Here is a 22411-nt window from a genome sequence, read left to right as displayed (position 1 = left end):
GTACGTAGAACTGCGGCACAAGTATTGCCGTACTGCGATACGGATGCTTGTATACAAGTACTTCGCGACCAAGGAGTGCCTGTGAGCAGGATCGAGAACGTCGAGGTCTTCGTCGCCTCCCCCGGCCGGACCTTCGTCACGCTCCGGATCACCACCACGGACGGGGTGACCGGCCTCGGCGACGCCACGCTCAACGGCCGGGAACTGGCCGTCGCCAGCTATCTGCGCGACCACGTGGTCCCGCTGCTGATCGGCAAGGACCCGTCCCGTATCGAGGACATGTGGCAGTACCTCTACAAGGGTGCCTACTGGCGGCGCGGGCCCGTCACGATGACCGCGATCGCCGCCGTAGACACCGCCCTGTGGGACATCCTGGGCAAGACCGCGGGACTGCCCGTCTACAAGCTCCTCGGCGGCCGGTCGCGCGACGGCGTACTCGTCTACTCGCACGCCAGCGGCACCGACGTGCCCTCGCTCCTCGACGACGTCCAGCGCTATCTGGAACTGGGCTACAAGGCCGTACGCGCCCAGGCCGCCGTGCCCGATGTCGGGGGCACGTACGGGGTGCGCAAGGGAAAGGTCTACGAGCCCGCCGCGACCGAGCTGCCCGACGAACAGCCCTGGGACACCGAGGCCTATCTCGACTTCGCGCCCAGGTACCTGGAAGCGGTGCGGGAGCGTTTCGGCTTCGGCTTCCACCTCCTGCACGACGTGCACCACCGGCTCACCCCGAACGAGGCGGCCCGGTTCGGCAGGAGCGTCGAGGCCTCCCGGCTGTTCTGGATGGAGGACCCGACCCCGGCCGAGAACCAGGAGTCCTTCCGGCTGATCCGGCAGCACACCACGACCCCGATCGCGGTCGGCGAGGTGATGAACTCGATCTGGGACGTCCAGCACCTCATCACCGAGCAGCTCATCGACTACGTACGCACCACCGTCGTCCACGCGGGCGGCATCACGCATCTGCGCCGGATCTTCGACCTCGCCGCGCTGCACCAGGTACGGACCGGCTCCCACGGGGCGACGGACCTCTCGCCCGTGAGCATGGCCGCCGCCGTGCACCTCGACATCGCCGTGCCGAACTTCGGCATCCAGGAGCACATGGGCCACCCCGACGAGACCGCCGAGGTGTTCCGCACGGGGGTGACGTTCGCCGACGGCATGCTGTACCCCTCCGACGAGCCCGGCCTCGGCGTCGAGTACGACGAGAAGGCCGCCGAGCGCTTCCCCTACCAGCGGCGCTACCTCCCGGTCGCCCGCCGGCTCGACGGGTCGGTGCACGACTGGTGAGCGCCGACGACCAGTTGAGCCGCACGGCACTGCCCCGGCTCGCGCCCGAACTGCGGCCCGCCGTCGACCCGGCCGAACTGCGCACCCGTGTCGTCCACTTCGGTCTCGGCGCCTTCCACCGGGCCCACCAGGCCGTGTACACCGAACAGGCCGCCGCCCGCTCCGGTGAGCCCTGGGGCATCACCGCGGTCGCCCCCCGCTCGGCCGGGACCGTGCGCGCCCTGCGGGACCAGGACTGTCTGTACTCGCTCACCGAACGCCGTCCGGACGGACACCGCACACGCGTCGTGGGCTCGGTCGTCGGCGCGCTGACCATGGGACCCGACGCCGAGGCCGTCGACGCCCTGCTCGCCGACCCCGAGGTGACGGTCGTGACGCTGACCGTGACGGAGAAGGGCTATCACCGAGCGGCGGCTACCGGCGGTCTCGACCTCACGGCCGGGCCCGTCGCCGCCGACCTCGCGGCCGGTCCCGACGGGCCGCTCACCACGGTCGTCGGGCGGCTCGCCACCGGCCTCGCCGCCCGGATGCGGGCCGGTGCGCCCCCGGTCGCCGTCGTGTCCTGCGACAACATGGCGGGCAACGGCGCCGCACTGGCCTGGGTCGTCCACGACTTCGTCCGCGCGTCGGCCTGGCCCGACCGCTCGGAGATCCTGGACCGGATGGCCGGCGCCGTCGCCTTCCCCGCGACCGTCGTGGACCGGATCGTGCCCGCCACCGGCGAAGCCGACCTCGCGACGGCCGCCGCCACGCTCGGCGTACGGGACACGCTCGCCGTGACGGGTGAGCCTTACCGCCAGTGGGTCCTCGAGGACTCCTTCGACGCTCCCCGGCCGCCGTGGGAACTCGGCGGAGCCCTGTTCGTCCCGGACGTGGCGCCCTACCAGCTCACCAAACTGCGGCTGCTGAACGGCTCCCACTCCGCCCTCGCCCACCTCGGCCTGGCCGCCGGACTCACCACGATCGCCGAGACCATGGCGACGGACTGGGGTGAGCGCCTCGTACGGGCGCTGTGCACGGAGGTCGCACCCACGCTCCCCGCGGGCGGCCCGGACCCCGTCGCCTACGCCGACGACCTCGTCGTACGTTTCCGCAATCCCGCCATGCACCATCTGCTGCGGCAGATCGGCTCCGACGGATCGCTGAAGATCACGGAACGCTGGCTGCCCGCGCTGAGGGAACTGCGCGCCCGGACCGCGACCACCCCGGGCGGCCGGCTGACCCCGGTGCTCGAACTCGCCCTCGCCGGCTGGGCGCACGGCACCCGCCGGGCCACCGCGGACGCCTCCACCGGTACCGCTGACACCCCCCGTACCGGTGCCCCCTCGGATCCCGCGGCCGAAGCGCTCGCCGCCTGCTGGGCGCCCGCGACCCGCCCCGCCGAGACCGTACGCGCGCTGCTGCGCGTCCTCGGCGCCACGGATCTGGCGGACGACGACGCCCTCACGTCGGCCGTCGCGGACCGGCTCCCCGCCCTGGCCGCCGGACGCGTCGAGATCTGACCTCGAAGTCCCACGTACCGCCCCCGTACGTGTTCCCCGCCCCCCGTCCCCAACAGCTTCCTCGGTTACGAACAACGGAGTTCACGATGAAGGACAGCGTCATAGCCGCTCAGCAGACGCCTTCCGCCCAGCGCAGCACCCGCGATCTCACCCGCGCCGCCGTCTCGGGCTGGCTCGGTACGGCCATGGAGTTCATGGACTTCCAGCTCTACTCGCTGGCCGCCGCGATCGTCTTCAACAAGATCTTCTTCCCGGACGTCAGCCCGGCCATCGGACTCATCGCCGCGATGGCCACGTACGGCGTCGGATACGTGGCCCGGCTCGCCGGAGCCGTCTACTTCGGGCGGATGGGCGACCGGCTCGGCCGCAAGAAGGTCCTGTACATCACCATCCTGCTGATGGGGGCCTCCACCACCCTGATCGGCGCCCTCCCCACGTACGCCACCATCGGCATCCTCGCGCCGGTCCTGCTCGTCGCCCTGCGGCTGGTGCAGGGGTTCGGCGCGGGCGCCGAGATCGCCGGGGCGACCGTCATGCTGGCCGAGTACGCGCCCGTCAAGCGGCGCGGCCTGATCTCCTCGCTGGTGTCGCTCGGCACGAACTCCGGGACGCTCGCCGCGTCGGGCCTGTGGGCCATCCTGCTCGCCGTGCTCAGCGAGGACCAACTGCTGTCCTGGGGCTGGCGGTTGCCCTTCCTGCTGAGCTTCGGCCTGATGATCTTCGCGGTCTGGGTGCGGCGCAGCCTCAAGGAGAGCCCGGTCTTCGAGGAGCGTCCGGACGTCGTCGACGGTGTGGCGCTGGCGCGTGACGAGGTCGAGTCCGTCATCGCCACGGCCGACGAACAGCAGGGCAGTGTCCTGGCGGCGGGCATCCGGCAGCGCAAGGGCAAGGCGTTCTTCCTCGCCCTGGGCCTGCGCTTCGGCCAGGCGGGCAACTCCGGTCTGATGCAGACGTTCCTCGTCGGCTACATCGCCACCAACCTCGCGGTCGGCCGGTCCGTACCGACGGACGCCATCGTGTACGGCTCACTGGCGGGCTTCGCCACCGTGCCGCTGATCGGCCTGCTGGGCGACCGCTACGGACGACGTTCGATCTACCTCGCGCTCTCCGCACTGACCGTCGTCCTCGCCTTCCCGGTGATGCTCCTCATCACCTCGGGATCGACCCCGGGCGTGATGCTCGGCATGGTCCTCGGTCTGAACGTCGGAGTCCTCGGACTGTTCTCGCTGGAAAGCGTCACGATGGCCGAACTCTTCGGCTCCCGCACCCGGTTCACCCAGCTCGCGCTCTCCAAGGAGATCGGCGGCATCCTCGCCACCGCGATCGGCCCGGTCCTCGCGGCCACGCTCACCGCCGTCACCGACAGCTGGTGGCCCATCGCCGCCATGCTCATCGTCTACTCGCTCATCACCTTCGTCAGCGCGTACCTCGCCCCCGAGACACGCGGACGCGACCTGGTCCGGCTGGAGGACGCCGTATGAAGACGATCACTCCCCGCATGAGGGCGGTCGTGGTGCACGGCCCCGACGACGTACGCGTCGACGAGCGGACCCGGCCCGTACCCGGCGCGGGCGAGGTGCTGCTGGCCGTGGAGTGGGGCGGGATCTGCGGATCCGACATCGCGTACTGGAAGAAGGGGGCGTCCGGTACCGCCTCGCTCGCCCATCCGCTGGTGCTCGGGCACGAGTTCGCCGGCCGGATCGCCGCACTCGGCGACGCGGTCACCGGCCTCGGCGTGGGACAGGCGGTCACCGTCCACCCGGCCCGCCTCGTCGGCGACGGTGCCTTGCCCGAACGGCTCGCCGGACGGACGAACCTCTACCCGCGCGTCCGCTACTTCGGCTCGGCGGCCTTCGACCCGCACACCGACGGCGGGTTCAGCGAGTACCGCACGGTCGACGCGGCCCAGATCCGGCCGCTGCCGGCCGGCGTCAGCACCGAACAGGGCGCCCTCGCCGAGCCGTTGGCCGTCGCGCTGCACGCCGTCGGCCGGGTCCCGGAACTGCGCGGCCGTACGGTCCTGGTCAACGGCTGCGGTCCGATCGGCTCGCTGGTCGTCGCCGCGGCCCGGTATCGCGGTGCGGGCCGGGTGATCGCCGCGGACCTGTCGGCGTCCTCGCTCGCCGTCGCCCGCGCCATGGGCGCCGACGAGACACGCGACCTCTCCGCAGGCGAGGGGCTGCCCGAGGACGTGGACGTGGTCTTCGAGGCGTCCGGTGCCCCGGCCGCGCTGGGCCCGGTGCTGCGGGCCACCGCCCGAGGCGGCACCCTCGTCCAGGTCGGCAACCTGCCCGGTACGGCCGTGGCGGCGGCCCTCGGCGACCTGGTGACCCGCGAGATCACCTGGATCGGCTCGTACCGCTTCGTCGAGGAGATCGACGACGCGCTGCGCGCACTCGGGGACGGGCTGGACGTGACTCCGCTGATCACCCACCGCTTCCCGCTGGAACGGGCCGAGGAGGCGCTCGCCGTCGCCGCCGACCCGGGCAGCGGAAGCAGCAAGGTCATGCTGCGGCTGAACTCCGCCTGAGCCGCCCAACCGCCCAACCGCTGAACCGCAGAACCGCTGCCCCGCTCGAACCGCCAACCATGGGCGCCGTACGCCACAGCCGCCCCCTTCCGGCCCCTCCACCCCTCCCAGTGCGCTCCCAGCCCTCCGAGCCCTCCCCGCCACGTCCGTCGTCCCCCGTCCGCCATCCGCCAGGAGAAGCCCGTGTCCCTGCCGCCCCCTCCCCGCGCCGCCGACCGTCATGAGCGGGCGGCCGACGTCATGTGCGTCGGCGAGACGATGGCCGTCCTCGGCCCGCCGGGCGCCGGCCCGCTCGCCGAGCAGTCCCTGCTGAGCATGGCCGTCGGCGGTGCCGAGTCCAACGTCGCCTGCGCCCTCGCCGGACTCGGGCGCCGGGCCGCCTGGCTGAGCCGGCTCGGTGACGACCCGTTCGGCCGCCGCATCCTGGCCGAACTGACCGCGCGCGGCGTGGACGTGAGCGCCGTGGAGACCGACCCGGAGCGACCGACCGGCGTCTACTTCAAGGACCCGGCCCCGGACCCGGAATCCGGCCCGGGCCACACCCGTACGTACTACTACCGAGGCGGTTCCGCGGCCTCCGCGATGGGGCCGGACCTCGCTCGGCACCCCGCGCTCCGCCGGGCCCGGATCCTGCATCTGTCGGGGGTGGCCGCGGCCCTCTCGGACAGCTGCGCGCGTCTGCTGGAGGCGCTGCTCGTCGGCCGGGACGGCCGTGCCGCGCCCGGTCCGCTCGTCTCCTTCGACGTGAACCACCGCCCCGCCCTCTGGCGCCGGGGAGGCCACGACACCACGGACGCCGCACGCGGTCTGCTGGCGCTCGCCCGCGCCGCGGACATCGTGTTCGTCGGCCGGGACGAGGCCGAGGAGCTGTGGGGCACCGCCCGCCCGGACGACATCGCGGAACTGCTCGCGCCCGCACCCGCCGTGGTCGTCAAGGACGCCGAGCACGGAGCGACCTCGTACGCCGGTGGTCTGCGGACGTTCGTGCCTTCCCTGCCCACCAAGGTGGTCGAACCGGTCGGCGCGGGCGACGCGTTCGCGGCCGGCTATCTGACGGGAGTGCTGGAGGGGCGCGACGAACGCTCCCGGCTGCGCCTCGGCCACCTGGCGGCCGCCGCCGCGCTGCGGACCCGGGACGACGTGCCCGACATGCCGTCCCGTACGGAGACCGACCGCTGCCTCGCCCTCGACGAGGACGCGTGGGCCGCCACGGCCCGCCGCTGAGAAGACATCGAATGAGCCAACGAGTGGCCGAACAGAGTGCGTTGGGGCCGGTGGTGCACATGAGCCGAGGCGTGAGGAATAACGTGGGCGCCCACGACCGGCGTTCGACGGTTCCGTGATCCGCACCCCGCCCGCGCACACGTACGCACAGGAGCGTCCATGACTGACCAGGCAGAGAACTCCGAGCCGGAGGCGCTCTCCAGGATCGACACCTCCGTGCCGCAGTCGGCCCGGATCTGGAACTACTGGCTGGGCGGGAAGGACAACTACGAAGTCGACCGCGTGGCCGGCGACGCGTTCCGTGCCGTCTTCCCCGGTATCGAGACCGGAGCGCGTGCCGCCCGGTACTTCCTCGCCCGTGCCGTCCGTCATCTGGCCGCGGAGGAGGGCATCCGGCAGTTCCTGGACATCGGCACCGGGCTGCCCAACGTGGACAACACCCACCAGATCGCTCAGCGGGTGGCGCCCGAGAGCCGGATCGTCTACGTCGACAACGACAAGCTGGTGCTGGCCCACGCCCGCGCGCTGCTCACCAGCACCCCGGAGGGTGTCACCAACTACGTCGACGCCGATCTGCGCGATCCGGGCACGATCGTGCGGGAGGCCGCCAAGACGCTCGACTTCGGCCGACCGGTCGCCCTGATGCTGATGGGCATCCTGGGCCACATCGAGGACTACGACGAGGCACGCTCGATCGTGCGGCAGCTGGTGGACGCGCTGCCGGCCGGCAGCTACCTCGTGCAGTACGACAGCACCGACACCAGCAAGGCGTACGTCGAGGCCATCCAGCAGTACAACGAGGGCGGCTCGATCCCGTACATCCTGCGCAGCCCCGAGCAGATCGAGGGCTTCTTCGACGGTCTGGAGCTGCTCGAACCGGGTGTGGCGTCCTGCTCGCGCTGGCGTCCCGACACCGAGGCCCTGGGCCTGCCCGCCGAGGTGCACCAGTACGGCGGTGTCGGCCTCAAGCGCTGAGTCGGGCCTGTCGGCCGGTGAGCGCCGGCCGACGCCGACGAGCGCCGGCCGACGACTCACCGGCGAGGTCAGGTCTCCTGGAGGATGCGGTGGAGGAGCGTGGGCGTCTCCTCCGGTGACTCGGCTTCGAGCCCCAGACGGTTCATGACGTCCCAGTAGCGCTCGATCTCGGCCGGCTTGTCGGGATAGAGGGCGCCGGCCAGCTGTTCGAGGCAGACCACGTCGGGCAGTTGACCGCCGGGCAGGCGCAGGACGGTGACCGGACCGCCCTCGGCCGCGTAACCGCCGGCGAGGAACGGGATGATCTGCACGGTGACCTGCGGGAGCCGGCAGATCTCGATGAGATGCCTGAGCTGGGCGCGCATCGTGTCGAGGCCGCCCACCGGGCGCCGGAGCGCCGCCTCGTCGATCACGGCCCACAGCTGGGCGGGCGGATTGCGGTGCAGAACCCGCCGGCGTTCCATGCGCAGCGTGACGCGCCGCTCGATCTCCTGCGCGTCCGCGTCCGGGTGGCCGAGCTGGACGGAGGCGCGCGCGTAGGCGGGGGTCTGCAGCAGGGCGGGTACGCGCTGGACCTCGAAGCAGCGGATGACGCTCGCCGCCTGTTCGGCCCCCAGGTATGTCTGCAGCCACGGAGGGACCACGTCGCTGTAGTACTGCCACCAGGCGGGGGTGTTCGCCTCTTCGGCCAACGCCAGCAGGGTGGCGCGCTCGGCCTCGTCCGTCACTCCGTACTGCGTGAGCAGATCGGCCACGTCCCGCAGCTTGCAGCCGTGCCGGCCCGCCTCCAGACGGCTGATCTTGGACCGGGAGGCGCGGATGACATGCCCCGCGGCCTCACGGGAGATTCCCTTCTCCTCCCGCAGCGCGCGCAGTCGTGCGCCCAGCAGCAGGCGCGGCATCACGGGGCCGGCCGACTGGCCGTCCTGAACTCTGTGGTCGGAGACACTGCTGTCGAACGGTGAACCTACGGCCTCTGTGGTGCCCATGGGCAGTCTCCCTGCGCTGAACGCAACTCTGCGCGCATCCGAACACTGTGCCCGGCCATCTTAGAGGCTGTCCTGTACATGATCTTGAACTCGGGAGTCGGCTCCTGTCTCACGCGCACCTCCCAGGGAGTCCGGTCCGACGGTGTGGCCGAGCAGGTGCAGGGGGCCCGCCGTCACGCCCGCACGTTCGGTGGCCTGCCAGTAGGCGAGGGCCGCCGCTTCGTCCACCAGGCCCTGCACGAGCGGTAGTTGAGGATCCGCCGCGTGCAGGAGGGATTCCGTGCGGCAGGAGGCGAGGGTTCCTGCCAGCCATGGCTGGGCGAGGTATCCGGCCGCCGCCGCTGCCGGCAGCCCTTCGGCGGTCTCGCGGGTGAGGTCGCCGAGGTGGAGGAGCCCGCCGCCCAGGACGAGTACGTCCCGGCGCTCCCGCATCCGGGCCAGCGCCCGCCCGGTGTCGAAGCAGTGCGGGAAGGAGTCGTCGACCACGATCGTGCCGGGTGCCAGCCGGTCGACGTCCAGGAGCGTGTGGGTGCTGCTCACCGCTGTGACCAGAAGGTCGGCCCCGTAGACGGCGTCGGGCAGTCCGGGCCGGGATTCCGCCACCTCCACGGCGGCGGCCAGGCCGCGCTCCTTCAACTGCTGTGCCAGTTGCCGCAGCCGTGGTCCGCTGCCGGGCGCGTCGCAGAGCAGCAGGCGCCGTGGCGGGCGGGTGGCCCGGGTGAGCAGCAGGTCCAGGGAGGCCGTGCCGATCGAGCCCAGTCCGACGAAGGCGACGTCGAGGTCCGCCAGGTCCTTTCCGGTGGCGTCGAGTGCCGCGTGCACGGTCCGGACGACCGAGACGACGGTCGCCGCGTGCCCGGTCGTCACGGCGGCCGATCCCGGTCCGAGGTTCGCGGACCGCAGTACGTCGAAGCCGTAGCCGGTCAGCGAGGGGATCATGCCCGCCAGGGAGACGCTGCGGGCTCCGAGCGAGGAGGCGAGTGACACCGCGCGGGCGGTGTGTGCGACGAGGGCCGGGTCGCGGGCGAGTTCGTCGGAGAAGAGGGGTACGCAGACGAAGCCCGACCTGCCGAGGGGGGTGTGGACCGTCTCCAGCAGGCGTGGGGCGTTGTCGGGGAACAGCATCGCGCGCAGCTCTTCCCGGGGCAGGGCGTCCTCGGGCAGGCCCGCGATCCGGGCGAGGTGGCCGGGGGTGGGCAGGTAGCCGACCAGGGCGGCGTCCATCGATCCCGGGGACCCTGCCGGCCGGCTCGCGCTGCGTGGCCGCACGGCAGGCGGGTTCGCGGCGCGGGTGAGGCGTTCCCGGAGCGCCCCTGCGAAGTCCTCCAGCGCGGAGGGGGAAAAGGCCGCGGCGGACCCTCGTACCGTCACACGCAGTCCTGCGCCTTCCGGGCGTGCGGCCAGGAACACGTCCGTCGCGGACGACGGCGGGGCGAACGCGCCGTCCCCGTCCTCCCACGACGCCGTCAACGACTGCCCGTGCGGAGCGGCGAGGACGGAGAAGTCGAGATAGGTGAAGAAGAACTGCGAGGTCAGAGGCAGTCCGTCGGCGTTGCGGGGCACGATGTCCTCGTGCCTGCGCGCCTGTTCGGCCTCGGCGACGATCCGCCGCACGGCGGCGCCGAAGTCATCTGCTTGTGCGGCTGTGGACCGTATGGGGACGGCGCCGGCGAACGGGCCGAAGACGCGGTGCGCGTCGAGGGTCAGGCCCCGGTCACGACCGCTCACCGCCAGGCCGACGATCAGGTCCGCCTGACCCGTGAGCTGCGTCAACTGCTGGTGGTACGCGGTCAGCAGCGGCGCGTACAGGGTGGCTCCCGCCTTCGCCGCAAGCGCCCGCAGGGCCGCTGTCCGCCCGGCATCGAGTGCGAATCCCGCCGACACGAATCCCGCGCCACCCTGCTTTCCGTGGGCGCGCAGCACGGGCTGTCGGTAGGGGGCGTCGACCCGGGCCCGGCGCTCCGCTGTACCCGGCGTGGTACCGGTCTCCGGTTCGGCCGACAGCAGCGCGTGGTCACGGAAGGTCGCGCGGGGCGCGGGTGGTCCGGGAGCGTTCCCCGCGGCCAACTGGTCGTAGACCGCGGTCAGTTCCTGTACGAGGAGTGCGGCGCTGTATCCGTCGCCGATGAGGTGGTGCGCGTGGACGAGGAGGACGTGTTCCTGCTCGGTGAGGGAGAGGACCCGGAGCCGGAGCAGCGGCCAGGCCCATGGTTCGAAGCGCCGCCGCGCCTCGGCCGCCGCGCGTTCGTCGACCTCGGTGGGGTCGGTGAGGGTCTCGAAGGTGACCGGCAGGCGCAGGGAGGGCGGGAGTTCCTGCTGGACGGGCGGTCGGGCACCGGCGGGGAAGACCGTACGCAGCATGCCGTGGCGTTCCACCAGCAGGTCGACCGCCGCCTGGAAGACCTCCGGGTCGAGCGGGCCGGACAGCCGCAGCCGTGCGGGCCAGGAACCGCTTCCTCCCGGGGAGAGGGCTTCGGCGAGGAGGAACCCGCGCTGGACCGGTGTGACGGGGAAGGGCGCCGCGTGGTCCGTGGCGGCGGTCGGTGCGGTCGGTGCGGTCGGTGCGGTCGGTCCGGGCGCCGGGTGCCGCTCTTTGCCGTTCGCGTCCACCGCGGCGGCCAGCTTCGCGAGGGTGCGGTTGTCGTAGACCACGGTCGGGCGGGGCAGATGGGGCCTGCCCTCGCCGAGCCGGGCGAACACCTGGAGGACGAGGAGTGAATCGCCGCCCAGGTCGAAGAAGTCGTCCTCGCGGGAGACGGAGTCGACGTCCAGCAACTCGCTCCAGAGGGATGCCAGTTGGCGCTCGGTGTCCGTGGCGGGGAGAGCCTTGCCGCCGACGTCCGGCACCGGAGCCGTGGGGGAGTCCGCCAGCGCACGGCGGTCGATCTTGCCGGTGCCGCTGAGCGGCAGTTGGTCCAGCACCGTGATCCGTGCCGGGACCATGTACGGCGGCAGGAGACCGGCCAAGTGGCGCCGCACGTCCGGCGGTTCGGGCTGTCCGGCACCCGGTCGGGCGGTGACGAACGCCAGCAGCCGCCCCTCGCGTGCGACCACCGATGCCTGTGCGATCCCGGGATGCGTCTGGAGAGCTGCCTCGACCTCTCCTGTCTCGACGCGGTTGCCGCGGATCTTCACCTGGTCGTCGGTTCGTCCCAGGAACTCCAGCACTCCGTCCGCGCGCAGCCGGACCCGGTCGCCGCTGCGATACCAGCGGCGACCGTCCCGCACCGCGAACGCCCGCGCGGTCAGTTCGGGTTGGCCCAGATAGCCGGGGGTCAGCCCGACTCCCGCGATCAGCAGTTCACCCGGTTCCTCCAGGCGGCAGGGTGTGCCGTCGGCGTCGACCACCGCCAGGTCGGTGCCGGTGACCGGCCGTCCGATCGGCAGGGTCTGCACGTCATCGGCCGGACGCGTGGTGATGAGGTGGCAGGTGGCGTTGATGGTCGTCTCGGTGGGGCCGTACAGGTTGGCGATGCGCTGTCCGTCGCCGAACAGGTCGAACCATCGGCGTACATGCGCGGCGGGCAGGGACTCCCCGCCGACGTGCACCCACCGCAGCGCCGACAGGTCCGGCCGCCCCGCTCCCCGCCGTACCCGTTCCTCGGCGGCCGACAGCAACTGCTCCCACAGCGTCGGGACGGAACTCCACACGGTGATCCGTGCCCGTTCCGCGTACGCCAGCAGCAGCTCGGGATCACGCAGCAGCTCCCGGGGTACGGTCACCACGGTGCCGCCGACCAGCAGGGGTGCGAGCAGTTGGCGGACCGAGGCGTCGAAGCACGGCGACGCGGTCTGCGCGAGGCGGTCCTCGCGGCCGTAGCCGAACGTCCCGATGGCCCAGTCGAGGTAGTTCTCCATCGCCTCGTGGGTGATGGGCACGGCCTTGGGGCGGCCGGTGGAGCCCGAGGTGAAGATGACGTACGCGATCGCGTCGGGAGCCGAGGCGGGCGCGGGGACGGACACGGTGGTGTCGGTCCGCGGGTCCGGCGAGCCGTCGGCGCGTACCGCACGCACTCCATCGGTGCCGAGCAACTCCGCGACTCGCACGGTCGGTTCATGGCACACCACGGTGGAGACGTCCGCGCGTTTCAGCTGGTCCGCCAGTCGGGCGGGCGGGTACGTCGCGTCCAGCGGGACCCAGCCGGCCCCGGCGCGCAGGATGCCGACCACGCCGATCACGGTGTCCGGGCCGGGCTCGGTGAGCAGCCCGACCAGGCCACCCGCGCGTACCCCTTCGGCGTGCAGGCGGGTCGCCAGGAGTTGGGAGGCGCGGTCGAGCGCCGCGTAGGTGAGGGTTTTTCCGTCGGCTTCCACTGCGGTGGCGTCGGGTGTGGCGCGGAACTGGCGGAGGAGTCGGCCGACGACACCGTGCGGTGTCCCGGCCACCCGAGGAGACTCGGCGAACGGCGTGCACAGGGCGGCCAGTTCGTCGCGGTACTCCCCGTCCAGACGCGCCACCGTGCTCGGCGCGAACAGGGGCGACGGGAAGTTCCACGACATGCGCAGCGTCGACCCGTCCGCCCAGCACAGCAGGCTCAGCCGGGTCGCGGCCGAGCCGGTACCGGCCGCGTCGGCCCGTACCTCGACCGGGCAGTCGGCCGCCATGCGTGCCGGGAAGCGGGCGAAGCTGAAGCCCGCCGGGCTCGCTGTACGGGGACCTGCGCCCGGCAGGAGGGCGGCCAGGTCGAGACTGCTCAGCCCGGAGTGCTGTTCGCTCTCCAGCCAGATCCGGCGCAGCCGTTGCGCCAGCGCGACGACCGGTTCGTCGGGGGTCGTGTTGCAGAGCAGGGGGAGAGTGTCGGCGAGCGGGCCGATGAGCCGGTCGACGTCGGGGAAGCGATCCTCGCGCCGGCCGCGGGCCACGTTGACCGCGATGTCCCGCTGGCCGGTCCACCGCGACAGACAGCGCACGTACGCGGCGAGCAGCAGGTGGAACAGGGACACGTCGTGTGCGGCGGCCAGCCGTTCCAGTCCGGCGGTGAGGGCCGCGTCGAGTGAGCCGTAGTGCTGTACGAGCGGGCCCGACGGGGGTGCGTCGGGATCGCCGTCGTAGGGCAGTCGCAGCCGGTCGCCCCGCCCGGCTCCGTGTGCTGCCAGGCGCCCGGTCCAGTAGCGGCGGTCGGCGTCCGACGCGGTGGTCACGGAAGAGCGAGTGGTGCGGGCGTACTGCGCGAAGCTCGGCGCGTCCGGGGTCGGTTGCGGGTGTTCTCCTCGCCATAGCGCGGTGTACGAGGCCCACAGTTCCTCGGCCAGGACGTTGAGGCTGTATCCGTCCGCCGCCGCGTGGTGGACCACCAGCAGCAGATGCGCGACGCCTGCTTCCTGAACGAGCAGCACGGCCCTCACGGGCGGCTCGGTCGCCAGGTCGAAGGGCCGGTTGCAGAGGGCCGTTTCGAGGTCGGCGACCTGCTCGGCGGCGCACTCGCGGACCTCGTACCAGGTCGACAGAGGAGCGGCCGGAGCCAGCCGCTGCACGGGACCTGTCGATGCCGTGCCCGGATCGTCGATGCGCAGGCGCAGCATGCCGTGCCGGTCGGCCAGGCCGGCCAGCGCCTGACCCAGTACGTGCGTGTCCAGGGGGCCGCGGACCGTCAGCCGCAGATGACCGCGGGCCGGGACGCCGGGATGCAGCCGGCTGCTGGTGTGCAGGGCCAGTTGTACGGGGGTGAGGGCGAAGGGTGCCGAGTCCGTGGCGTGCACGGGGGCGGAAGCCTCCGCCGCTGCCGGGGCGTTGTCCGCGTCCAGGTGGGCGGCCAGTTCCCGTACGGTCCGGTACTCGAAGAAGAGCGTGGCGGGCAGCGACCGTCCCGTCCTGCGTTCGAGTCGTTTGACCAGGTCGACCGCGCCCAGCGAGTCCAGCCCCAGGGAGAGGAACGGCGCGTCGTCGTCGACGCTGGACACCGGGATGCTCAGCGACTGCGCCAGGAGTTCCCGCAGCACCGCGGCGGTGCCGGACAGGGGCGGGACGGTGTCGGCAGCAGGACGTGACGCGCCCATTGACCCGCGTGTACCCGGCAGTTGGGCGCGGGATCGGTTCGGCCTGTCCGTCGGCCGGTCTGTCGCCCGGTCTGTCCTCCGGTCCGTCGGCCGGTCGGCGAGGACCAGTTGGGCCCGGTCGGTGCCGCACGCGGTCCGCAGGGCCGCCAACGCCGGTGCGGTCGCCAGGAGTCGGCCCCCTCCGTCGGGAAGGGCATCGGCCGCGAACGCGGCGGCGAGACCCGTCCCGGCGAACGGCCCGAAGTTCACCGACAGCCATGGCCGCCCCGCCTGCCGCTCGGCGCCCGCGAAGGAGTCGAGGAAGGCGTTGGCGGCGGCGTAGGCGCCGAGTGCTCCGGCCAGCCCCGGCAGTACCGAGGAGACGGAGGAGAACGCCACGCACACCTGGGGGCTGTGCCCGTGCCTGGTGAGGGCTTCGGACAGCAGGAGGGTGCCGAGCGTCTTCACACACAGCGCCTCCATCGTCTCCTCCACCTTGGTCCCGCGCAGGCTTCCGGGACGTACGACTCCTGCCGCGTGGAAGACGGCGTCCGGCGCGGGCAGTTCGGCGATCAGCGCCTCGACGTCGTCCCGCGAGGTGAGGTCGGCCCGGTGGTAGCGGGCGTCGGCGCCGAGTTCGGTGAGGTCTTCCAGCAGGCGCGCGGGCGGGTGCGGGGAACGGCCCGTGAGCAGCAGTACCGGCCGGCCACGCCCGGCGAGTTCCCGGGCGAGGGCGGAGCCGAGGCCCCCGGCGCCGCCCGTGATGAGGAAGGTGCCGTCGGCGGGCAGCCGGTCATGGGCGCCGGACGGTTCCGCCGTTCGCGGGGCGACGGTCCGTACCAGCCGCTGTCCGTCCCGCCAGGCGACGGCACCGGCCGCCCGGGGTGCCGTCACCTCGCCGATGACGGCTTGCAGGCGCTGTCCGGGGTCGTCGAGGGAGGAGAGGTCGACCCAGTTGGCCAGGATTCCGGTGGACTCCGACGGCACGGCCGACGTCAGGCCGCCCAGTACCGCCTGAATCGGGTTCGGCCGCTCGCGGCCGTGCCCGGTGGCGTGCGCGTCCTCGGTCACCACGAGCAGACGACCGGCCCCGGTCAGGTCGAACAGGGCCAGCGCCTCGTGGAACGCCGTGACCAGCTCGCGCTGGATCCGCTCGATGTCGGCGGACGTGCCATGAGCGGCGGGCCCGGCCAGCAGGATCACCGCCTGCGGAGGGGCTTCGGGGTCCGCACTCGTCTGCACGCCCTGGTCCGCGAGGCGCTGGGTGAGGTCGTACACGGCCGTCGAGTCCGGGCCGGTCACCAGTACGGGGCCGCACGCGTTCCGCGGCGACCGGGGCGTCTCCTGCCAGGTGACGTGATGCAGCAGGCCGGGCCGCGCCGCCTCGGGCCAGTGGCGGCGCCGCTGGTAGGGGTAGGGCGGCAGCGGAACCCGCCGACGGCCCGCGGCGCTGTCGAGTGGTTCCGTGCGGTCCAGTGACGCGCCGCGGGCCCACAGGTGTGCCGCGGTCTCCAGCAACTGGCGTGCTCCGCCCGGGACATCGCCCTGCCGTGCTCCGGAACGCTCCAGCACGCGGGGTGCGGAGATCGCGAGGACGTCCCTGCCCGAGCCGTTCCTGTCCGCAGGTTCCCGCGCGGCGGCGGCCCGTACGAGACCGGCGAGGTCGTCCCGCGATCCCAGTTCCACGAACGTGTCGTAGCCCTCGTCGAGCAGCCGGGTCACCGCATGCCCGAACAGCACCGGCCGCAGGGCGTGTTCGCGCAGATGGTCCGGGTCCAGGCGTGGCTGCCACTCGGCTGTGAGCGTGCTCAGCACGGGAGTGCCGGGAGCTGTGACCTTCAACCGGCCTGCTGCGGAAGCCAGTTCGGCGGCGATCGGCTCCATCAGCGGTGAGTGGAAGGCGCGGGAGACGTGCAGCGCGCGTACGGAGGCGCCTCGCGCGGAGAGATCTCGTGCGGCCCGCTCGACCGCGTCGGGGCTGCCGGAGAGCACCAGCCTGCCGGGGCCGTTGTACGCGGCGACCGCCAGTTCCTCGGGAGCCGCCGCGATCAGCGCCGCCACCTGCTCCTCGTCGGCCCCGCGCACCGCCGCCATCGCGCCCGGCGGGGTCGCCGCGCCCATGAGGCGTCCGCGTTCCGCCACGAAGGTGAGCGTGTCGGCGAACGACAGCGCTCCGCCGGCACACGCTGCGGTCAGTTCCCCGACGCTGTGTCCGACCACCGCGTCCGGCCGTACGCCCCAGGCGAGCAACTGCCGGGCGAGCGCGACCCCGTGGGCCACCAGTAGCGGTTGGGCCACCTCGGTGGCGGCCTGGGCGCTTGCGTCCACCTCGGGGTCGACGCACCAGGCCGTCAACTCCCGCCCGTGCACCGCGCCGACGTGGGCCGACGCCTCGTCGAGCGTGTCGCGGTACACCGGTGCGGTCGCGTACAGCGCATGCCCCTGGGCCGGTCGCAGCGAGCCCTGGCCGGGGAACACGAAGACGGTCCGCGGCCGGTTCGTCACCGTCCCGCTGACCACGCCCGGCAGCCGGTCGCCGGCGGGAGCCGTGGCAGTGGCGACGGTGTCGGCGTCGGCGAGGCGTTCGCGCAGGTCGCCCTCGGCCACGACGGCGAGGCGATGCGCACCTTCGTCGCGGGCCATGGCCGCCGCCCGGCACACGTCACCCTCGTCCGACTCCGGGTGGTCGTGGAGATGGTCGAGGAGACGGGACGCCCAGGCGTCCAACCCGGCAGCGCTGTTCGCCGAGAGGGTCAGCAGGTGCGGGCCGCTGTCGCCGCCGGTCGGTTCGTGTGCCGTGCCGGGCGGTGCCTGTTCCAGTACGGCGTGCGCGTTGGTGCCGCCGAAGCCGAAGGCGTTGACACCGGCCCTGCGAGGACCGGCCGACCACCACGTGTCTGCGTCAGTGACCAGCGAGAATCCGGACCGGGCGACGGCGGGCGAGGGCGGCGAGTGGTGCAAGGAGGCGGGCAGCCGGCCGTGCCGCAAGGACAGGACCACCTTCACCAGCGACGGCAGGGCAGCCGCGTTCAGCAGATGTCCGATGTTCGTTTTCACCGAGCCCAGCAACCGCGGTCGGCCGTCCGCGCGGGGCGGGAAGGCGTGGGCCAGGGACCGCAGTTCGATGGGGTCCCCGACGGCCGTGCCCGTCCCGTGCGCCTCGACATACGTCACCGATGCCGGATCGACGCCGCAGACCTCGTACGCGCGCGTGATGACCTCGCGCTGGCGCAGGGGATTGGGTGCCATCAGGCTCAGTGAGGTGCCGTCGTTGTTGACGGCGGTGCCGCGTACGAGGGCGAGGACGTCGTCGCCGTCCCGCTGGGCGTCCTGCGGGCGCCGCAGGACGAGGGCCGCGCCGCCCTCGCCGGGTACGAACCCGTCGGCGGCCGTGCTGAAGGCGCGGCTGCGGCCGGTGGGGGAGAGGGCCTGGGCGGCTTCCAGGGCCTCGTACCCGTCGGGAGTGAGATGCAGGTTGACTCCGCCGACGACGGCGAGGTCGCACTCGCCGTCCGCGAGGCTGCGGCGGGCCAGGTGCAGGGCCACCAGGCCCGACGAGCACGCGGTGTCCACGGCGAGGGCCGGGCCGTCCAGGTCGAGGCGGTGCGAGACGCGGGCGGCGACGAGGTTGGGGAGGTTGCCCGTCAGCGCTGTCGCGGACGGGGCGAGGTCGGGGGAGGCGTCGGCGAGGACCTTGCGGTAGCCGCTGTCCCCGACCGCGGCGAACACGCCGACCCGTAGGCCGCGTCGGCGGGGTCCGGCGTAACCGGCGCGTTCCAGGGCCTCGTGGGCGAGTTCGAGGAAGATCCGGGCCTGCGGGTCGAGCGTACGGGCCTCTTCGTCGCCGATGCCGAAGTGGGCGGCGTCGAAGGCGGCCGGGTCGTCGAGGAAGGCGCCCCAACGGCCGGGCCGGGCGGTGCCTGCGGTGTCAGTAGTGGTGCCAGTGGTGGTGCCAGTGCTGTCAGTGGTGCCCCAACGGTCCTGTGGCACCTCGGTGACGACGTCACGGCCTGCCGTCAGCAGCTCCCAGAACTCCTCCGGCGTGCTCGCGCCGGGAAAGCGGCAGGCCATCGCCACGATCGCTGTCGCCGTGGCCGTCGGCGTGGCCGTCGCGGACGACGCGTCGTCCGGCGAGGGCGGAACCGACGGCTCGTCCGTAGGCGACGTGTGCGGCGCCCTGGCTTCTTCCGCCGTGTCCAGCAGGTGGTCGGTGAGCGCCGCGACGGTGTCCTGGCGCATCACGGCCGGGCCCAGGATGACTCCCAGGGACGCTTCCAACTGGGCCAGTGCCTCCATGGCCTTCAGCGAGGTGCCGCCCAGCTCGGAGAAGCGGTCCCTGTCGCCGAAGGACGCCTCCGGCCGACGCAGTGCCTGGGCCCAGGCGCTGCGCACCACTTGCCGCATGGCGGGGTACGAGCGGGGAGCCGCGGGGGCTCCGGAAGCCTCATGGATCTCGTAGGACTGGGGCGGGGACGAGGACGATGCCGAGGGCCGGTACGCGCCCTCCTCGAACCGCGCCCGCATCCGCTGCCGTTGCAGCTTGCCGCTCGTAGTGCGCGGGAACGCCGACGGCGGCAGCGCGAGGACGCGTACGTCGTCGTGCCCCAGCGCGGTACGGATCCGGCGCGCGACCCCGTCCAGCACCTCGGTGGCCCCGCGTGGGGGCCGGGCCCACGGCACGAAGACCACCACCCGCTCGGCGCCGGTCACCGGGTCGGTCGAGCCGATCACCGCCGGGCTGCCCGGCGGCAGTCCGGGGCTCGCGCTCGCGACCTCCTCCATGTCCGGGGCGTGGAAGGTACGGCCGTTGAGGAAGAGGACATCCTTGTGACGGCCGCTGACGCACAGTCGGCCGTCCCGCAGGAACCCCAGGTCCCCGGTCCGCAGCCACCCGTCCTCGGCGAAGGACAGCGCCGTCGTCTCCGGCAGCCGGTGGTAACCGCGGGCGGTCTGCGGGCCCCGCACCTCGATGTGCCCCACCCGCCGGTCGCCCAGCGGCCGACGGGCGTCGTCGGTGATCCGGACGGAACAGCCCGGCACGGGCGGGCCGACGTCCATCACCTCCACGACGTCACCACCCGGCTCGCGTTCCACGGCCACGCCCCGGGCAAGTGCGGCCCGCTCCAGGGTGACGGGAACCGCCACCTCGCCCAGCGGCGGGAACGTGACGGCCAAGGTCGCCTCGGCCAGCCCGTACACGGGGGTCGCCGCCCGCGGGTCCAGCCGGGCGGGACGCATCCTGGCGGTGAAGTCCCGCCACACCGTCGCGGAGATGGGTTCGGCCCCGACCAGGATCAGCCGTACGGGACTCAGGTCGAGTCCGGCGAGTACGTCGTCGGGTACGCGCCGGACGGTCAGCGCGAGCGCGAAGTTGGCGGCCGACAGGACCGTGCCCCGGTGCCGGGCGGTCACGTCCAGCCACAGGCGCGGGCTCTTCGCGAACGACAGCGGGCCGATCTTCACCTGCTTGGTCCGCGAGGCCAGCGGTGCCAGATGGGTGCCGATGAGACCCATGTCGTGGAAGTACGGCATCCAGCTGACCAGGACGTCCTGCTCGGACAGGGCCGAGACGGCGACTATCTGCCGCAGGTTGGCCACCACGGCGGCGTGGGTCAGTTCCACGCCCTTGGGCGCGCCGGTGCTGCCGGACGAGAACTGCAGGAACGCCAGGTCGTCGGGTGCGGGCGTCGCGGGTGCGGCCGGAGTGGGGCACTCCCGCAGCGTCTCCAGCCGCAACACCTCAACAGGGACCGGCAGTTCGCCGGCCACCTCCGCGCAGGCCGCGTCCACCACGACGGGCGGACGGCCGAGGTGTTCCCACACCGGGCCGACCCGCCGCGCGTCGGGCGCGAGCGGCACCGGTACGAGGCCGGCCGCCAGCGCACCCCAGAACATCGGCTGGAAGTCCTCGCTGCGGTCCGCGAGCAGCGGCACACAGGTGCCCGGGGTGACTCCCGCCGCACGGAGGCCGCCCGCGACCCGCAGGGACTCTTCGAGGAGCTGCCGGAAGGTGACGGCCACTTCGCCGCCGTCCCCGCGGACGTGGACGACGACTTGTCCAGGTGCCCGGTGGGCGGCGTCCAGCAGCACGTCCAGGAGCGTTTCAGGAGGAGTCATGAGTCCGTTCGTTCGTGCGTGGGCGAGCTGTTGGTGCTTGAGCGAAGCGTCCGCGCGCGAAGAAGGGGAGGCGGCGCGCTGCGGGGAGACAAGTATGAGCAGTACATGGGCCCCCGCAAGCCACATGCCACATGCCACATGCCGCAAGTCGCAGGCCGCAAGCCACAGGCCCCTGCGGCCGTCCCCGGTTCGGGGCGGGCGCAGGGGCCTGATGGCGGGCTGTGAGGCGGTGAGCCGGGTGACGGCCGCACAGGGGGCGGCGACCGCTGGGGTCAGGTCGACCAGATGACTCCGCCGTTGTGGAGGATGACCACCTTCGCGTCGGCTCGCAGGATCAGCTGGGCGTTCGCGTGGCCGTGGCTCTTGGAGGCCCAGATCGGGCGGTCGTCGCCGTTGTGGATGACGAGGTTGCCGTCCTCCTGGAAGATCGCCCGGTGATTGCTGCCGAACGTCATGGACGCCCAGATCGGCTTGTTCTTCTCGTTGTAGACGACGAGATTGCCGTCGCCCTGCATGATCATGCGGATGCGGTTGGTGCTCCAGGACTGGCCCGCCTGCAGGACGGTGGTCGCGTAGACGGTCTTGGTGCCCCAGTTCGGCTTCGGGGCCGCCTTCGGCTTGTCCTTGGCCGGGGACTTCGACTTCTTCGCGGCCGGGCTGCTCGTCTTCGCCTCCGGCACGGGCGCGACGGCCTTGGGGACGACCTGCGGAGCCTCGGTCTTCTTCGGCTTCTCCTTGCGCGGCGACGAACTGGGCTTCTCGGCCACGTAGTCGTCGAGGACGGCAGGGGCGGAGCTCGCGTTCAGGACGGTGTCGGAACCGTCGGCGGCCAGTCCCTTGGTGTCGGGGCGCCCGTCGTCCTGCGCGCTCCCGGCCAGCAGCAGCGGTATGGCGATCAGGACGGCGCCGGCGATCGCGGCCCCTGCCAGGACCGGCTTGCGGGGGCGTCCGTTGTTGACGCCGGTGCCGGTCTTCGTGCCCGGCGGGGTCGTCGCGACGGCCGCCGCCACGGCGACGCCCTCCGTGCGCGCCTCAGGTGTCCCGGTGGTCTCCGCCGTGGACGAGGGCTCCACCGGGGCGGTGGGGGTGGGGGGACCGGCCGGGGTGGACGGCGTGGCGGGAGCGCCCTCGGTCTTCCCGGTCGGCGCGGTGCCGGTCTCGGCGTCCGGTTCGGTGCCGCTCTCCGGGGCCGGGGTGGTGCCCTTCTTCCCGGCCGGAGCAGCGCCTGACGTCACCTCGGAGGCTTCCGGGGTCTCGGAGGTCTCGGAGGTCTCGGAGGTCTCGGCAGTGGTCCGAGCGGCCTCGGCAGATGCCAGCGCTCGTTCGTCCGGTGCCGACGACGACGCGGGTGGGGACGCGGTTGCGGACTCGGCCTCCTCCGCGCCGGCGGCGGCCCCCTCCGCTTTCGCGCCGGGGGTGTGGTGCTGGGGGGACATGCGGTACTCCTCCTCGGTGGCGGAGCTGTCGGTGGTGGGCACCGGCCCGAACAACGGCTGGGCTGATCCGATGCCCTCCTGAGCTGCGAGGCCTTCCCGTACGGTCCTGGCTTGGACGTCCGGATGGAAGGCAGGTGTACAAGGCGGTACAGGGCACTTGTACGTGGACGGGTCCGATGGCAGATCCAACCTAGCCCGTCCCAGGGGTGACAGCAGCACCCTCAGCCCCAACCGCCCCTGCGCTTTGTCCACCCACGCCTCACTGCTCCCGGAAAGTTCTCCATCCGGGCAGCGAACGGGCACGCGGTCGCCCGATACGGGTCGGCCCCAACGCCCCACGCGTGGGGCGCGTGTGGCATCCTGTTGGCTCCC

General features: G+C 72.7%; 9 protein-coding genes. 6 read left to right on the top strand and 3 right to left on the bottom strand.

Going from position 1 to position 22411, the window contains the following annotated elements:
* The first annotated feature begins 81 nt into the window (after positions 1-81).
* The 6 genes from manD (at position 82) to ACZ60E_RS26010 (ending at position 7521) form a co-directional block, all read left to right on the top strand.
* Complete coding sequence (manD, locus tag ACZ60E_RS26035; protein ID WP_384811338.1) at positions 82-1290, top strand: D-mannonate dehydratase ManD; 1209 nt, start codon at positions 82-84, stop codon at positions 1288-1290.
* Positions 1287-2792 (top strand): mannitol dehydrogenase family protein, encoded by a 1506-nt coding sequence (locus tag ACZ60E_RS26030; protein WP_469443466.1) that lies wholly within the window; start codon positions 1287-1289, stop codon positions 2790-2792. The genes manD and ACZ60E_RS26030 overlap by 4 nt, the downstream gene beginning before the upstream one ends.
* 86 nt (positions 2793-2878) lie before the next feature.
* Positions 2879-4273, top strand: a complete 1395-nt coding sequence (locus ACZ60E_RS26025; protein ID WP_469443465.1) for an MFS transporter — start codon at positions 2879-2881, stop codon at positions 4271-4273.
* A complete protein-coding gene (locus ACZ60E_RS26020; protein WP_469443464.1) occupies positions 4270-5322 on the top strand; it encodes an L-idonate 5-dehydrogenase in 1053 nt (350 codons plus the stop codon). The genes ACZ60E_RS26025 and ACZ60E_RS26020 overlap by 4 nt, the downstream gene beginning before the upstream one ends.
* 183 nt (positions 5323-5505) lie before the next feature.
* Positions 5506-6546 carry a sugar kinase gene (locus ACZ60E_RS26015; protein ID WP_469443462.1) on the top strand — a complete coding sequence of 347 codons (1041 nt, stop codon included), beginning with the start codon at positions 5506-5508 and terminating at the stop codon, positions 6544-6546.
* 159 nt (positions 6547-6705) lie between these two features.
* Complete coding sequence (locus ACZ60E_RS26010; protein ID WP_469443460.1) at positions 6706-7521, top strand: SAM-dependent methyltransferase; 816 nt, start codon at positions 6706-6708, stop codon at positions 7519-7521.
* A 68-nt stretch (positions 7522-7589) separates the two neighbouring features.
* Here ACZ60E_RS26010 and ACZ60E_RS26005 read toward each other — a convergent pair whose 3' ends face one another.
* From ACZ60E_RS26005 to ACZ60E_RS25995, 3 genes are all read right to left on the bottom strand, one after another.
* Positions 7590-8510: a helix-turn-helix domain-containing protein gene (locus tag ACZ60E_RS26005; RefSeq protein ID WP_469443459.1), complete on the bottom strand. Its 921-nt coding sequence runs from the start codon at positions 8508-8510 to the stop codon at positions 7590-7592.
* A gap of 60 nt (positions 8511-8570) precedes the next feature.
* Positions 8571-20603, bottom strand: a complete 12033-nt coding sequence (locus ACZ60E_RS26000) for an amino acid adenylation domain-containing protein (RefSeq protein WP_469443457.1) — start codon at positions 20601-20603, stop codon at positions 8571-8573.
* Between the two features lie 272 nt (positions 20604-20875).
* Positions 20876-22039 carry a mannose-binding protein gene (locus ACZ60E_RS25995; protein WP_469443456.1) on the bottom strand — a complete coding sequence of 388 codons (1164 nt, stop codon included), beginning with the start codon at positions 22037-22039 and terminating at the stop codon, positions 20876-20878.
* Positions 22040-22411 lie beyond the last annotated feature (372 nt).

Source organism: Streptomyces sp. NPDC102514 (assembly GCF_055584525.1).
Note: the sequence above shows the minus strand (reverse complement) of the source record. Positions and strands in the feature narration are given on the sequence as shown.